Source organism: Cellulomonas sp. P1_C4 (genome assembly GCF_056406355.1).
Genome location: NZ_JBFUAI010000014.1, coordinates 78247 through 93365 on the forward strand (window position 1 = coordinate 78247; position 15119 = coordinate 93365).

At 72.3% G+C, this 15119-nt stretch carries 11 protein-coding genes; 2 read left to right on the forward strand and 9 right to left on the reverse strand.

Features of this window, described 5'->3' with window-relative positions:
• Positions 1–34 precede the first annotated feature (34 nt).
• Positions 35–1333: a Fic family protein gene (locus tag AC1DYZ_RS12835; RefSeq protein ID WP_477065576.1), complete on the forward strand. Its 1299-nt coding sequence runs from the start codon at positions 35–37 to the stop codon at positions 1331–1333.
• Between the two features lie 10 nt (positions 1334–1343).
• A complete protein-coding gene (locus AC1DYZ_RS12840; RefSeq protein ID WP_477065577.1) occupies positions 1344–2282 on the forward strand; it encodes an acyl-CoA thioester hydrolase/BAAT C-terminal domain-containing protein in 939 nt (312 codons plus the stop codon).
• Positions 2283–2345: 63 nt separating this feature from the next.
• Here AC1DYZ_RS12840 and AC1DYZ_RS12845 read toward each other — a convergent pair whose 3' ends face one another.
• From AC1DYZ_RS12845 to AC1DYZ_RS12885, 9 genes are all read right to left on the reverse strand, one after another.
• The gene (locus AC1DYZ_RS12845; protein ID WP_477065578.1) at positions 2346–4901 is read right to left on the reverse strand and encodes a hypothetical protein; all 2556 of its coding nucleotides are present in this window, start codon (positions 4899–4901) and stop codon (positions 2346–2348) included.
• A 404-nt stretch (positions 4902–5305) separates the two neighbouring features.
• Positions 5306–5974 (reverse strand): hypothetical protein, encoded by a 669-nt coding sequence (locus AC1DYZ_RS12850; protein ID WP_477065579.1) that lies wholly within the window; start codon positions 5972–5974, stop codon positions 5306–5308.
• Positions 5975–6042: 68 nt separating this feature from the next.
• On the reverse strand, positions 6043–6870 hold the full coding sequence (locus AC1DYZ_RS12855) for a TrmH family RNA methyltransferase (protein WP_477065580.1): 828 nt from the start codon (positions 6868–6870) through the stop codon (positions 6043–6045).
• A gap of 4 nt (positions 6871–6874) precedes the next feature.
• A complete protein-coding gene (locus AC1DYZ_RS12860) occupies positions 6875–8065 on the reverse strand; it encodes an endo-1,4-beta-xylanase (protein ID WP_477065581.1) in 1191 nt (396 codons plus the stop codon).
• Positions 8066–8092: 27 nt separating this feature from the next.
• A complete protein-coding gene (locus AC1DYZ_RS12865) occupies positions 8093–9337 on the reverse strand; it encodes an MFS transporter (protein ID WP_477065582.1) in 1245 nt (414 codons plus the stop codon).
• A gap of 86 nt (positions 9338–9423) precedes the next feature.
• Positions 9424–11406 (reverse strand): ABC transporter ATP-binding protein, encoded by a 1983-nt coding sequence (locus AC1DYZ_RS12870; RefSeq protein ID WP_477065583.1) that lies wholly within the window; start codon positions 11404–11406, stop codon positions 9424–9426.
• The gene (locus tag AC1DYZ_RS12875; RefSeq protein WP_477065584.1) at positions 11403–13139 is read right to left on the reverse strand and encodes an ABC transporter ATP-binding protein; all 1737 of its coding nucleotides are present in this window, start codon (positions 13137–13139) and stop codon (positions 11403–11405) included. The genes AC1DYZ_RS12870 and AC1DYZ_RS12875 overlap by 4 nt, the downstream gene beginning before the upstream one ends.
• On the reverse strand, positions 13139–13810 hold the full coding sequence (locus AC1DYZ_RS12880) for a helix-turn-helix domain-containing protein (RefSeq protein ID WP_477065630.1): 672 nt from the start codon (positions 13808–13810) through the stop codon (positions 13139–13141). Before AC1DYZ_RS12880 ends, AC1DYZ_RS12875 begins: the two co-directional genes overlap by 1 nt.
• Positions 13811–13912: 102 nt before the next feature.
• Positions 13913–15070: an SPFH domain-containing protein gene (locus tag AC1DYZ_RS12885; protein ID WP_477065585.1), complete on the reverse strand. Its 1158-nt coding sequence runs from the start codon at positions 15068–15070 to the stop codon at positions 13913–13915.
• Between the last annotated feature and the right edge of the window lie 49 nt (positions 15071–15119).

Sequence of the window (15119 nt, forward strand, 5' to 3'; positions counted from 1 at the left end):
GAGTCAACTTTACGACGCCCCCGGGGAGGTGCGCATGGGCCACTACGTCACGCAGCAGTGGACGCCGCGCACGACGGACGGCGTCCCGCGCCGGTACACCCGCGCCGGCACCTACCAGGCCTTCGTGCCCGACTCCCTGCTCGAGCACGACGCGGCGTTCCCCGCGGACGTCACGCAGCTCCTGGACGAGGCGGAGACCCGCGCCCGGCAGGCGGGTGAGCTCGTCGCGCACGCGGGGCTCGGGCAGGTCGGCGACCTCCTCGTGCGGTCGGAGGCCGCGGCGTCGTCGCTCATCGAGGGGTACGAGCCGACGCCTCGTGCGGTCGCCGTCGCCGACTTCGTGGCCCGCGGCCGGGACTCCGCCGTCACGGTCGCCCGAAACCTGCAGGCGGTGCGGTCGTCCGTGCTGCGCGCCCTCGACCCCGACCTGTCGCTGGTGTGGGACGTCGTCGAGCTCCAGCGCCTGATCGCGCCCCGGCACGCGGGCGTCCGCACCGAGCCCGTGTGGATCGGCGGCCGGACACCCCTCGAGGCGCACTACAACGCGCCGCCGCACGACCTCGTGCCGGGTCTTCTCGACGACCTCGACGCCTACCTGTCCTCGCGGCGGCACCCGCCCGTGCTCGCCGCCGCCCTCGCGCACGCCCAGCTGGAGACCATCCACCCGTTCGCCGACGGCAACGGCCGCGCGGGACGCGTGCTCATCGGCACCGTCCTGGCCCGCTACGGCGTCGCCCCGCGGATCACGCTGCCGGTGAGCACGGCCCTGTTCCGCGACCGCGCGCGCTACTACGCCGCGCTCGACACGTTCCGCCGCGGCGACGGCGGCGCGGCCATCGTCACCGTGATCGCCCAGGCGGTCACCGCCGCGGCCGACGACGCGCTCCGGCTCTCGGGCCAGGTGACGGCGTGGCAGGACCGGCAGACCGACACCCTCGACGCGTACCTGCGGGACCGGTCCCCGACCGGCCGGGTCCGGCGCGGGGTCGCGCACCGGCTCGTCGCCGACCTCCCGACGCACCCCGTGCTCGACGCCGCGTCCGTGGCGGCGAGGTTCGAGGTCACCGACGTCGCCGCGCGCAACGCGCTGGAGTCGCTGGCCGCCGCGGGGGTGCTCCGGCCGGACAAGAAGGCGGACCGCACCCGCACGGTCTACGTCGCCACGGAGCTGCTGGACCTCGTCGCGGAGCCGGGCACGGCGGCCGATGCCGACGCGGGTGTCGACGTCCCCGTGGCCGCGCTCGACCCGATCGGCACCGCGTGCGGCGCCTGGCTCCCGCGCGCCGGGCGCACCTGCCGCCTGCCCAGGGGCCACCGGGGCCAGCACCGCTAGGGTGCGCGGCATGAGCCGGACCACGAGCCGTGTCATCCGCGACCGTGCCATCTGCCGTGCGCACGGGATCGCCGGCGTGCTGGCCCGACCGGCGTCGGGCGCCAAGCGCGCGGTCGTCGTGATCGGCGGGTCCGAGGGCGGGCTGCACGAACGCGACGCCGTCGCGCTGGCGGAGGAGGGCTTCGCCGCGCTCGCCCTGGCCTACTTCGGCGCACCGGGGGTCCCGTCCGTCCTCGTCGACGTGCCGCTCGAGTACTTCACGCGGGCGCTCGACCTGCTCGAGGCGCAGGGTTTCGCACCAGGCTCCATCGGGCTGCTCGKGGGCAGCCGCGGCGGCGAGGCGGCGCTGCTGGTCGGGAGCCGCGACCACCGCGTCGGGTCCGTGGTCAGCGTCGTCGGCAGCGGCGTCGTCACGCAGGGCATCGACTACCGGGCCGGCCGGCTGGACGCGATCCTGCAGACCTCCGGCCCTGCCTGGACGGTCGACGGCGAGCCGCTCCCCTTCCTGCCCTACGACGTCACCCCCGAGCTGGTCGGGGCCATCGAACGCCACGAACCCGTCTCGCTGCGCGACGGGTTCAGCGCACTGCCGACGGACCCCGACGCGCTCGACCGCATCAGCATCCCGGTCGAGCGCATCCGCGGCGGCGTCCTGCTCGTGGCCGCGGGCGACGACCAGATGTGGGACTCGCCGGCGTACAGCCGGGTCGCCGCCGACCGCCTGCGCGCCGCGGGCCACCCGTACCCGTGGGCGAACGTGGTGCTCGAGCACGTCGGGCACATGATCGCCGGACCGCCCGGAGGCGCCTCTACCAGCCTCGGCCCCGGGCCGGGCGTCACCTTCCGGCACGGCGGCGACCCGGTGATCACCGCCCGGGTGCGCGGGGAGACGTGGGCGAGGACCACGGGCTTCCTGCGCTACACGCTGCCCCGGGAGGATCCGACGTGACCTCCGTGCCGACATGACGGAGCGGGGGCCGGGCCGAGGCCCGATCCCCCGCTCCCGGTGCGGTCAGCGGCGGTGCGCGACCACGAGACCACTCGTACCCAGAAGCAGCACGAGCAGTGCGAGGACAGCCAGGGCCAGCGGGTTGCCGGCACCGGTTGCGGCCAGGACCTCAGTGGACGAGGACGTCGTCGGCGCGGCCAGAACCGCGGTCGACGCGGTCGCCGGCACGGGGGTCGACGCGACCAGGACCTGGTTGGTAGGCGTCACCGTCGGCGGCGTCGTGGTGGGCGGCGTCGTGGTGGGCGGCGTCGCCTGGAAGCACGGAGCCGCGGGGTTCGTGCCCTGGAACCCGGTGGCAGCGGCCAAGGTGATGGTCCTGGTCGCCACGGTCTTGGACGCATCGATCGTCCACTTGGTCGCGTCGAGACCAGCCAGCGTGACACCCGGCTTCGCCGTCACCGTGATCATGAACTGACCGGCGACACCGGTCGGCGTCACGGCCACGGTGATGTTGGCGAACACGCCGTCCAGCCCGGTCGGCAGGGCACCAGGTGCCGTGCAGCTCGGACCGGTGGGCTCGGCGTTGAACAACGCCGGGACCGGGTACACGGTGGTGCAGTCCGCGTCCGTCTTGTAGGCAGGCACGTCGAACGTGATCGTCGTGGTGGTGGCGTTCCCGGCGAACCGGTAGCCGGAGTCCGCCGTGAAGGTCAGCGTCCAGTGGCTGCCCGAGGGAGCCGGGTTCGGGTGCACGCCCTTGGGGAACTCACCCAGGTTCGGGTAGTTGGCCCCGTTGAGCGTGGCGCTCGTCAGCGTGGCGTGCTCGTAGGCGAGCAGGCCGGAGCCGTCCCGGTCGTCACAGGTCGGCGGGGTCGTCGTCCACGAGGCGGTAGCCGTGCAGTCCGCGTCCGTCTTGTAGGCGGGCACGTCGAACGTGATCGTCGTGGTGGTGGCATTGCCGGCGAACCGGTAGCCGGAGTCCGCCGTGAAGGTCAGCGTCCAGTGGCTGCCCGAGGGAGCCGGGTTCGGGTGCACGCCCTTGGGGAACTCACCGAGGTTCGGGTAGTTCGCCCCGTTGAGCGTGGCGCTCGTCAGCGTGGCGTGCTCGTAGGCGAGCAGGCCGGAGCCGTCCCGGTCGTCACAGGTCGGCGGGGTCGTCGTCCACGACGCGGTCGCCGTGCAGTCCGCGTCCGTCTTGTAGGAGGGCACGTCGAACGTGATCGTCTTGGTGGTGGCATTGCCGGCGAACCGGTAGCCGGAGTCCGCCGTGAAGGTCAGCGTCCAGTGGCTGCCCGAGGGAGCCGGGTTCGGGTGCACGCCCTTGGGGAACTCACCGAGGTTCGGGTAGTTGGCCCCGTTGAGAGTGGCGCTCGTCAGAGTGGCGTGCTCGTAGGCGAGCAGGCCGGAGCCGTCCCGGTCGTCACAGGTCGGCGGGGTCGTCGTCCACGACGCGGTCGCCGTGCCGTACGTCGGCGCGCAGTCCTCGTAGGTCCAGAGGAACCAGTCCCCCTTGCCCGATCCGCCGTGGCTGACGAAGTACGGCACGCCGGCCTGGTGGTTGGCGAGGGCGTGGTTGGCCGACTGCGGGTTGCCGCTGGTGGCGTGCCAGCCCGCAGCGCCAACAGCCGGGGCAGACGTGACGGGCCCGCCGGTCCAGGTGTGCCACACGGGCAGGCGACCGTCCTTGCAGACCGGCGGCTGGGTGTAGCACGGTGCGTGAGGGTTGGTGGACTGGTAGCCGGTGGCTCCCAGAACGACGACGGTCGCGGTCCGCACCGTGGGGTTGCCCGCCCCGCTGAACTGGTACCCGGCCTTCGCCGTGGCCGTGATGGTGTACGTGCCCGGACCGTTGAACGAGCGGTCCACCGTGAGGACGTAGCCCACGCGGTCGATCGGGAACACGGAGGTGTTGAGAGAACCGGCCGCGTCACAGGTGGGCGGGGCGGGCGCCACGTCGAACTGCACAGCCACCGGCGTCGGCACGCACGGGGCCGTGGAGACCCAGTACCACCGCTGCACGAGGTTGGCGTCCTCAGGCGGGTTCGGCCCCGTGAGCTTGCCATCCGCGAGGAGGGCGTCGATCTGGGCGCGGGTGCCCTTGTAGAGGTCCTGCTGGTAAGTCGTCCCGCACGTCGTGGGAGGGATCTTGCCCGCACCCACGTAGGTCTGCGGCCAGCCGACGTCGTACTTGCTGTGGGCGTTCGGCGCGAAGGTGGGCGACTTCCAGGTGTGCCACTCGGAAAGGATCACGCCCTCGCTGGGCGTCCACGTGGTCTGGGGGGCCAGCCCGGCAGCCTCAGCGGGGGCAGGCGCCTCCGCGGCGGCCTCGGGGGCAAGCCGGGTAGCCGCAGCTGCGGCAGGCGCCTCCGCGGCGGCCTGAGGGGCAGGCTTGGCTGCCGGGGCCTCGACCACCGGCTCGGGAGCGGGCTCCGCCACCGGCTCCGCTGCCGCAGGTGCGGCCTCGGGCTCTGCGACAGGGTCCGGTGCCGCGGGAGCCGCAGCTGTCTCCTCGGCCACCACAGGGGCCGGGTCGTCGGCGAAGGCCGGAGCAGCAAATGCAGGAGCGCCGAACATGACGGCCCCGAGCACGCCGGCAGTCGCCGCCGCACACCACTTCATTCTTTTCACAGTTCTCTCCCCTTTGAGATCTGCCGCCACGGACACGCGCTCCCGACGACCGGGTCGAGTCCCGCGAGCGGGTCGGGTTGCCTCGGGCACGCGAAACGCACCGTTCGACCCTCGGAGGCGATGCCGTGTGTGTTCGGCAAGGAGGCCGCGCCCCCAGTTTCTTCACCGCACACATCCGACGAATCCGACATTACGCTCGGCCGCCGTACCCCGGCTCGCTGGGACCGGGTGAGGGGCCGGGTGAAAGAACGGAGGCCCTCCGGGCGACCAGCGGTGACGGGCCGGACGCCGGCGGCGCAGAGCGCTCGGTCGCGTCAGGGCGTCGCTGGGGCCACCGCTGCGGACGCGACGTCAGGGCGCGGTCGACCGATGCGTCGCACAGGACGCGGGCACCGTCAGACGAGCGCAGCCGCGGGACGGCGCCGGGACCCGTCCGGCGACGGCGAGACGAGAGCCCGGCACGTCGCCACCGCGTCGACGAGCATCGCGACGAGGATGTCGTCGCACGTCGCTCCGGCGCTCGCCGCGGCGAGCGCCACGTCGACGACGCTCCGCGGCAGCTCGCGGGTCCGCCGGGGGCGGCCCATCTCCTCGGTGAACCGCTCGGCCCACTCCGCGACCCGCGGCACCGTGGCGAGCGCGTCGACGGTCGTGCGGCGACGCATCCCCGGCGGGCGCCCGTCGAACGGCTCCAGGAGCCGGTCGATCGTGAGGAGCGCCACGACGAGCACTCGCGCGTCCTCCGCGCGGGCGACCGGGAGGGCGTGCCTGGCGGTCACGTCGGCGATCTCGAGCTCCCACGACGGGTCGTCGCTCGTCGTACCGACGAGGTCCGGGACCAGACGCGCCAGGTCGGCGCGGCCCCCGTCGTCGACGATGTCGTTCACCGACCGTGCGAGGTGCGCCAGCAACGGGTGGGTGCACGCGGGGTGGTCGCTCCAGCGCTCCCCTGCGAGGAGGCTCGTCCACTCCATGAGGCAGCCGCCCTGCTCCGGGCGACGATGCTTGCCCGCCCGCAGCTCGGGCAGGACGTCGGGAACGGCGGGTGCGGGACGGGTGCGCATGACGACCTCCGGCGGGTGCTCCGTCAGTCTCCGCCCGTCGGGCGCCGGTGGCAACGGGTCGTCCGAGATCAGCAGAGGCGAGTCGCCCAGAACGCCACCGCGGCCGCCGAGGCGACGTTGAGCGAGTCGACCCCGCCCGCCATCGGGATGCGGACCACCAGGTCCGATCCGGCGATCGTGCGCGGCTTGAGCCCGTCGCCCTCCGCGCCCAGGATCAGGGCCAGCTTCTCCGGCGGGTCGGCTGCGAGCTGGTCGAGCGAGATCGACTCGTCGGTGAGCGCGAGAGAGGCGGTGGCGAACCCGAGCGCACCCAACAACGACAGCCCGTCGGGCCACGGGTCGATCCGCGTCCACGGCACCTGGAACACGGTCCCCATCGACACGCGCACCGACCGCCGGTAGAGCGGGTCGGCGCAGCGGGGCGTGACGAGCACGGCGTCGACACCGAGGGCCGCCGCCGACCGGAACGCGGCACCGACGTTGGTGTGGTCGACGATGTCCTCCAGCACGGCGACCCGGCGCGCGCCGGCCAGCAGCGCCGCGACGGGCTCCAGGGGTGGGCGGTGCATGGCCGCGAGCGCCCCGCGGTGGACGTGGAACCCGGTGATGGCCTCGAGCACGGGCTCCTCGGCGACGTAGACCGGGACGACCACGTCGTCGGGCGGCAGGCTCGCCAGCAGCCGCTCGAGGTCGGGCAGCCAGCGCGGCGACAGCAGGATCGACCGGGGCCGGTGGCCGGCCGCGAGCGCCCGGCCGAGCACGGTGGAGCTCTCCGCGATGTAGAGCCCCTTAGCGGGCTCCTGCCGCGAGCGCAGCGCGACGTCGGTCAGCGAGACGTAGTCGGAGAGGCGGTCGTCGGACGGGTCGGTGACGGGCTGCAGGGAGGCGACGGGCACGCGCTCATCCTTCCAGCCGGACGACGACCTCCCCGTCCCGGTCGAGCGAGAACGGCACCCCGTCGACGGAGTACGTCCCGCGGAACCCGCTGACCGGCACCCGCCCGGACGAGGAGGTCCGCACGGTCCTCGGCGCCACCCACCACTCGTCCTTCACCAGCCGGCGCAGGGCGTCGTACGCGGGCTTCGGCGTCCCGTCGGCGCGGACCAGGCCGGCCGGCGCACCGAGCCACGCGCCCTCGTCGGTGATCCCCCAGTACGTCGCCGCCTGCACGGCCGGGTGCGCGAGCAGGGTGCGGTAGTGCCGCTCGAGCTCGTCCGCCTGCCGCGCCTCGCCCTCGGGGGTCGAGGGCCACGAGGAGACCTGGTGGTCGTTGAGGTCCTCGATGTGCGCGGGCATGAGGTCGCCCGACAGCAGCGTCGTCTCGGTGAGGTGCAGCGGGAGCCCGTACCGCGCGAACCGGTCGAGGATCGCGAGCGTCTTCTCCTCGCCCCAGTAGCCCTGGTGCATGTGGCTCTGCAGGCCGATCGCGTCGACCTGGATGCCCGCCTCGAGCACGCCCTCGATGAGGCACTCGTACGCGGTCGACATGTCGAAGTCGTTGAGCAGGAGGGTGGCCGACGGGTTGGTCTGCCGCGCCGCGTCGAACGCGAGCCGGATCGTCGGGATCCGCCCGCGCTCCCAGGCGAGCCGGGTCAGGCCGTTGGGCTCCTTGTCGAACACCGGCATGATCACGACCTCGTTGATCACGTCCCAGGTGTCGATGACGCCGGCGAAGTCGGCCACCTCGCGGCGGATCCGCGCGTCCTGGGCGTCGGCGATCCCGTCCGTCGTGAGGTCGAGCAGCCAGGGCGCGCCGACGGTGTGCCACGCGAGCGGGTGCCCCTTGACGACGACGCCCCGGTCCACGAGCCACCGCGCGGCCGTCAGCAGGCGCGCGGTGTCGGGTCGCCCGCGTACGGGCTCGAAGCTGCCCCAGTAGAACGGGAGGGTGGCGGCGTTGAACACGTCGAACCAGAGGTCGGCGAGCGACTCCGACCGAGCAGAAGGGTCGAGGAAGTCGAACCCGATGTTGCCGAAGAGGAACGCGTGCTGCTCCTGCGCGACGACGACGTCGGTGTCCGTGAGCGGGCGGCCGTCGGGGCGCAGGACCGTGACGACCGCGTCGGCGCGTCGATGAGCGAGCGAGGGCATGCGCCCAGCCTGCCACGACGGAAAACGTTATCGATCCGCCGCCACACCGGCGACGACCTGCGCGGGCGGGACCCGGGAGCTGCGCAGCGCGCGGCCTCCGAGCAGCGCGGCCGCCACCCCGATCACAGCCACGACAGGCACGACGAGGAACGCCTGGTGCGTGCCGACGGTGTCGGCGAGCGCGCCGAGCGCGAACGGCGCGATGCCGATGGCGAGGCTGCCGACGAACGTCGCGCGGGCCTGCGTCGCGTCGGCCCGCCCGGGCGCCGTCGCCAGCAGCAGGGAGATGGACAGCGGGTACTGCGCGCCGTACCCGAACCCGGCGACCACCAGCCCGACCATCGCCGTCGCCGGGGTGGTCGCGCTCCACAGGATCGCCCAGCCACCGATGGCCACGACGAATGCGACGGCCAGCAGCATGGTGGGCGCGACGCGCAGGGAGAGGGGGCCGACGACGAACCGGACGGCGGACATGCCCGCCACGAGCCCGGCCGTCGCCGCGGCGGCGATCCCGGCGCCGGCGCCCGTCTGCTGCAGGATCAGGCTGGTCGACCAGTAGGTGGTGGCGAACTCCAGCGAGACGCCGGCGACGAGCGTGACCAGGAAGCACCACGCCGGCAGCCGGCTCCCCGCGCGGACCGGGGCCGCGGCAGCGTGCGACGAGCCTGGGACGTGGGCCGGCGTCATCGCGCCGCCGACGGGGATCCGCGACATCAGGATCGCGGTCACCAGAGCGAKGGCGGCCGTCACCAGGACGGCCGGACGCCACCCCCACCCGATCGCCACGCACGCCCCGACGACCAGCGGTCCGACCAGCCCGATCGACGAGCCGACGCCGTTGCCCTCCGTGAGGGCCGCGGAGGCCTTGGGTCCGTGGCGGAGCGCCAGCCCCGCCTGCGCCGCGCTGATCATGACGTTGCCCCCGAGCGCGAGGACCACCATCGCCAGCAGGCTCCACCCGAGCGCGGGCGCGGCCACCAGCCCGGACGCGCCCACCGTGATGAGCGCGCACGCGAGCAGGATGGCGGCCCGCCGACCCCGGGCGCGGACCAGCCGCGGCGTGACGAGTGCGGCGAGGATCCCGCCGGCGGCCATGGCCGTCCCGTGCAGACCGGCCTGTGCGTCGCTGATGCCCAGCTCGTCGGCCAGCAGCGGCACGCTCGGGTTGAAGCTGTACAGGAGCCAGCCCCACACGGCGAAGCAGCCGTAGAACGCGATCGTCATCCGATCGCGCGTGAACCCGGTGCGCTCGGCGTCGGGAAGGGTGGGCATGGGGCCGAGCGTACGGGTCGATCACATCGATTCGATGAGGTCGTCCGTGGCCCGCCGGTATGCCGCCGAGCCGTGCGTGGACGGCGTCAGTCCACGGGAGCCACCGCGGCCGCGAACTGGCTCGCGTACAGGCGCGCGTACGCGCCGTCGGCGGCGAGCAGCTCGTCGTGCGAGCCCTGCTCCACGATCGCGCCGTCCTCCATGACGAGGATCGTGTCGGCGTCACGGATCGTCGACAGCCGGTGCGCGATGACGAACGAGGTACGCCCGTGCCGGAGCGCGTTCATCGCCTGCTGGACCAGCACCTCGGTGCGCGTGTCCACGGACGAGGTCGCCTCGTCGAGGATGAGGATCGCGGGGTCGGCCAGGAACGCCCGGGCGATGGTGAGCAGCTGCTTCTCCCCCGCCGAGACGTTCGCGCCCTCGTCGTCGACCGTGGTCTCGTAGCCGTCCGGCAGGGTCCGCACGAAGCGGTCGACGTGGGTCGCGACGGCGGCCTCGACGATCTCCTCCTGCGTCGCGTGCTCCACTCCGTACGCGATGTTCTCCGCGAGCGTGCCGCCGAACAACCAGGTGTCCTGCAGCACCATGCCCATCTGCGAGCGCAGCGCGTCGCGGGTCATGTCCCGCACGTCGACACCGTCGAGGGTGATCCGGCCGGCGTCGACCTCGTAGAACCGCATGAGCAGGTTCACCAGGGTCGTCTTGCCGGCGCCGGTCGGGCCGACGATCGCGATCGTCTGGCCCGGCTGGGCCACCAGCGAGAGGTCCCGGATGAGCGGCTTCTCCGGCGAGTAGCTGAACGCCACGTTCTCGAACGCGACCCGGCCCTGGATGGGCTGGTCCGGCTGCACCGCGTCGACCGGGTCGGGCTCCTGCTCGTCGGCGTCCAGCAGCTCGAACACCCGCTCCACGGACGCGACGCCCGATTGGAGCAGGTTGGCCATCGACGCGATCGCGGTGATCGGCTGCGTGAACTGCCGGCTGTACTGGATGAACGCCTGGACGCTGCCGAGCGTGAGGGCTCCCGACGCCACCTGCAGTCCGCCGACGACCGCGACGATCACGTAGTTGAGGTTGGCGACGAAGCCGAGCGCCGGCTGGATGATCCCGGAGATGAACTGCGCCTTGAAGCTCGACTCGTACAGCCTCTCGTTGCGCTCCGCGAACACCTCGGCGGCCTCCTTCTGCCGACCGAAGACGGTGACCAGGGAGTGCCCGGTGTACATCTCCTCGATGTGGGCGTTCAGCTGCCCGGTCACCGCCCACTGCTGCATGAACTGCGGACGGGACCGCTTGGCGATCATCCCCGCGATCCACATCGACAGCGGGACCGTGATCAGGGCGATGACCGCGAGCAGCGGCGAGATGAAGAACATCATGGCGAGCACGCCGATGACGGTGAGCACCGACGTGATCAGCTGCGAGAGGGTCTGCTGCAACGTCTGGGCGACGTTGTCGATGTCGTTGGTCACCCGGCTGAGCAGCTCGCCGCGCGGCTGGCCGTCGTGGTACTTCAGCGGCAGCCGGGACAGCTTCGCCTCGACCCGCTGCCGCATCTGGTAGACGACCCGCTGCACCACGACCGCCGTCATCCGGCCCTGCAGCCACCCGAACAGGAACGACCCCAGGTAGATCACCAGGACCACGAGCAGGATGTTGCGCAGCTGGGTGAAGTCGATGCCGACGCCGGGGATCGCGCCGGACGACTCGACGATGTTGGCCTGAGCCGTCTCGCCGCGCGAGCGGAGGAACTCGACCGCCTGGGCGTTGGTGGTGCCCGCGGGCAGCTGCTTGCCGATCACGCCCGCGAAGATCACGTTGGTCGCGTTGCCCAGGAGCTTCGGCCCGGTGACCGCCAGGACGACGGACGCGGTGCCCATGGCGACGATCGCCAGCATGGGCCAGCGCTCGCCGCGCATCTCGCCCAGGAACCGGCGGGCCGACCCGCGGAAGTTCATCGACTTCTCGCCGGGCATGCCCATGTTCATCATGGGACCGCCGCCGCCGGGTCCGCGGCGCTGCGGGGGCATCCGCTGGGCGGGTGCCGGTCGCTCGTCGGTGCTCATGCCGCCTCCTCCACGCTCACCTGCGAGTACACGATCTCCCGGTACGTCTCCGACGACTCCAGCAGCTCGCTGTGCGTGCCGACGCCGACGACGAGGCCGTCCTCCATCACGACGATGGAGTCGGCGTGGCGGATGGTGGCCACCCGCTGCGCGATGACCAGCACGGTCGCGTCCTGGGTCTCGGGGACGAGGGCCGCGCGCAACGCGGCGTCCGTGCCGTAGTCGAGCGCGGAGAACGAGTCGTCGAACAGGAAGACCGACGGCTTGCGCACCAGCGCCCGGGCGATGGCGAGCCGCTGTCGCTGGCCGCCCGACACGTTGGTGCCGCCCTGCGAGATGGGGGCGTCGAGCCCCTCGGGCAGCGCCTCGACGAACGGCCGGGCCTGGGCGACCTCGAGCGCGTGCCACAGCTCCTCGTCGGACGCCCCCGGCTTGCCGTACTCCAGGTTCGACCGGACGGTGCCGGCGAACAGGTACGGCTTCTGCGGGACGAGCCCGATCTGCGTCCACAGCTGGTCCGGGTCGAGGTCGCGCACGTCGACGCCGTCGAGCAGCACCGCGCCGCCGGTGACGTCGAACAGCCGCGGGATGAGGTTCACGAGCGTCGTCTTGCCCGAACCCGTGGAACCGATGATGGCCGTCGTCCGGCCCGGCTCGGCCACCAGGTCGATGCCGTGCAGGACCGAGCGTTCGGCGCCCGGGTACCGGAACTCCACGCCGCGCAGCTCGAGCAGGCCGGGGCGGTTGCCCGGCAGCCCCCGCGGGTGCGGCGACGGCACCACGGACGTGTCGGTCGTGAGGATCTCCCCGATGCGCTCCGACGACACGACGGCCCGCGGGACCATCACGAACATCATCGTCGACATCATGACGGCGATGAGGATGTACGCGATGTAGGACAGGAACGCTGTGAGCTGACCGATCTGCATGGCGCCCGAGTCGACCCGGTACGCGCCGAACCAGAGCACCGCGACGCTCGTGACGTTCAGGACCACCATGACCGACGGGAACATCAGCGCCATGAGCTTGCCGACGCGCAGGGACGTGTCGTAGAGGTCCGAGTTCGCGCCGTCGAACCGCTGCGACTCGCGGCGCTCGCGGACGAACGCCCGGACCACGCGGACGCCGGCGATCTGCTCGCGCAGCACGCGGTTGATCGCGTCGATCCGCTTCTGCATCGACCGGAAGTACGGCACCATCCGCGAGATGATCAGGCCGATGACCAGGCCGAGGACCGGCACGGAGACGAGCAGGATGCCGGAGAGCACCACGTCCTCCTGCATCGCCATGATCACGCCGCCGACCAGCATGATCGGCGCCATGATCATCATGGTGAAGGTCATCATCGTGACCATCTGCACCTGCTGGACGTCGTTCGTCGTGCGGGTGATCAGCGTCGGCGCCCCGAACTTGGCCACCTCCTGGGCCGAGAACGTCTGCACCTGGCCGAACAACCGCTTGCGCACGTCGCGGCCGAACGCCATCGCGGTCCGCGAACCGTAGTAGACCGCGATGATCGCTGCGACGATCTGCACGAAGCTGACCGCGAGCATCACGCCGCCCAGGCGCATGATCTCGGCTGTGTCGCCCTTGACCACACCGTCGTCGATGATCCGGGCGTTGAGGCTGGGCAGGTAGAGCGTCGCCATCGTCTGGATCAGCTGGAGCACGACGACCGCGATCACCGCCCCCTGGTACGGCTTGAGATGCTCTTTCAGCAGCTTGACCAGCATCACGAGCTCCTGTCGGTCGGGGTGGGGGCGAGGACGCCGTGGAGGAGGAGGTCGACCAGCTTCTCCGGGTCCGGCGGGCCGGTGTCGAGCCCGCGGCGACCAGCGTCGACCGTACGGATGGTGGCGCCCAGGAGCACGGTGTTAAAGAGGTCGATGACGTCGGCGAGAGGCAGGCGCAGGTCGCTCGCGTCGGGCTCCAGGAGCGCCGCGACCACGGCCGTCACGGCCTCGGTGCCCGCCTGCTGACGGCGGCCCCACTGCCGGACGGCCGCCTCGCGGTTCTCCGGGGTCGGCCCGGCCGGCTCCAGCCGCCCGACCTCGTGCAGCAGGCCCATCCAGCGCATCGAGTCGCCCACGTGGGCCTGTGCCTGCGTCATCAGGAGGAGCAGCTTGTCGCGCAGCGGCAGCGTCCGGTCGATCACCGCGATCTCCGGGATCGCGTCCGCCGGGTCGACCGCGGCGAGCACGGCCTCGCGGATGAGGGTCACCTTGTCGGTGAACACCCGGAAGAGCGTCCCCTCCGCGACTCCGGCGGCCTCGGCGAGCTCCCGGGAGGTGACGGCGGCACCCCGGGCCAGCAGCACGGGACGCACGGCCAGCAGGATCGCGGCGCGGCGCTCGTCGGGCGGCAGCGGCGCGGCCCGACCCGCACGTGCGACCCCGGTGATCATCTCCACGCGGCGAATGTAACTGAGTGAGCACTCACTCCAAAGCGTTGTTCACTGTGAGCGAACGGCGTAGAGAGCCGAACCCCGGATCCGGCTCTCCACGGTTCACTGCGTCGGAGTGTCCTGCGGCGGCTCAGGTGCGGGCGGCTGCGGGGCGCGCGGCGGCACCGCTCCCCCGCCGGGCCGCTGGCCCAGCTCGACCGACGGGTCGAACGGCAGGCCGCTCAGGGTGCCGGAGGCCGTCGCGTCCGCGGTCGCGGCGGCCGACTCGCGCCGGGCCTCCGCGAGCGCCTCGGCGGGATCGGTGAGCGTCGTCGGCGGCAGGTCGTCCCCCAACGGCGAGGTACCGGCCGGGCGCCCGCTGTCGTCGGGGGTGAACGGCCCGCCGAATCCCTTGGCGAAGACGCCCAGCGCGCTGGTCAGCTCGGACGGCAGGAACCACATCTTGTTCGACGGGGTCGCCGCGATCTTCGGCAGGATCTGCAGGTACTGGTAGGCCAGCAGCTTGGGGTCGGCGTCGCCGCGGTGGACCGCGTCGAACACCTGGAGGATGGCCCGCGCCTCGCCCTCGGCCGTGAGGATCGCCGCCTGCGCGCCACCCTCGGCCCGCAGGATCGCCGCCTGCTTCTCGCCCTCGGCCGTGAGGATCTGCGACTGCTTGAACCCCTCGGCGGTGAGGATCGCGGCGCGGCGGTCACGCTCGGCGCGCATCTGCTGCTCCATCGAGCCCTTGATGCTCTCCGGCGGGTCGATCGACTTGAGCTCGACGCGGTTCACGCGCACGCCCCAGCGCCCGGTCGCCTCGTCGAGCACCCCGCGCAGCTGACCGTTGATCTGGTCGCGGCTGGTCAGCGTCTGCTCGAGGTCCATCGAGCCGACCACGTTGCGGAGCGTGGTCACCGTCAGCTGCTCGATGCCCTGGATGTAGTTGGCGATCTCGTAGACCGCCGACTTCGGCTCGGTCACCTGGAAGTAGATGACGGTGTCGATGCTCACCACGAGGTTGTCGGACGTGATCACGGGCTGCGGCGGGAACGAGACCACCTGCTCACGCAGGTCGACGCTGGCGCGCGGGCGGTCGACGAACGGGATGAGCAGGTGCAGGCCGGCGTCCAGCGTGCGGGAGTACCGGCCGAGCCGCTCGATGATGATCGCGACGGCCTGCGGGACGATCTTGACCGACCGCACCAGCGCGATGATGACGAACAGCAGCACCAGGCCCAGCACGATGTAGAGGGCGATCTGCCCACCGCTCAGGTCCATGGATCCTCCAGGAGTACACGCGGGCGAGGTGCCCGCGGGGGTCTCAGGT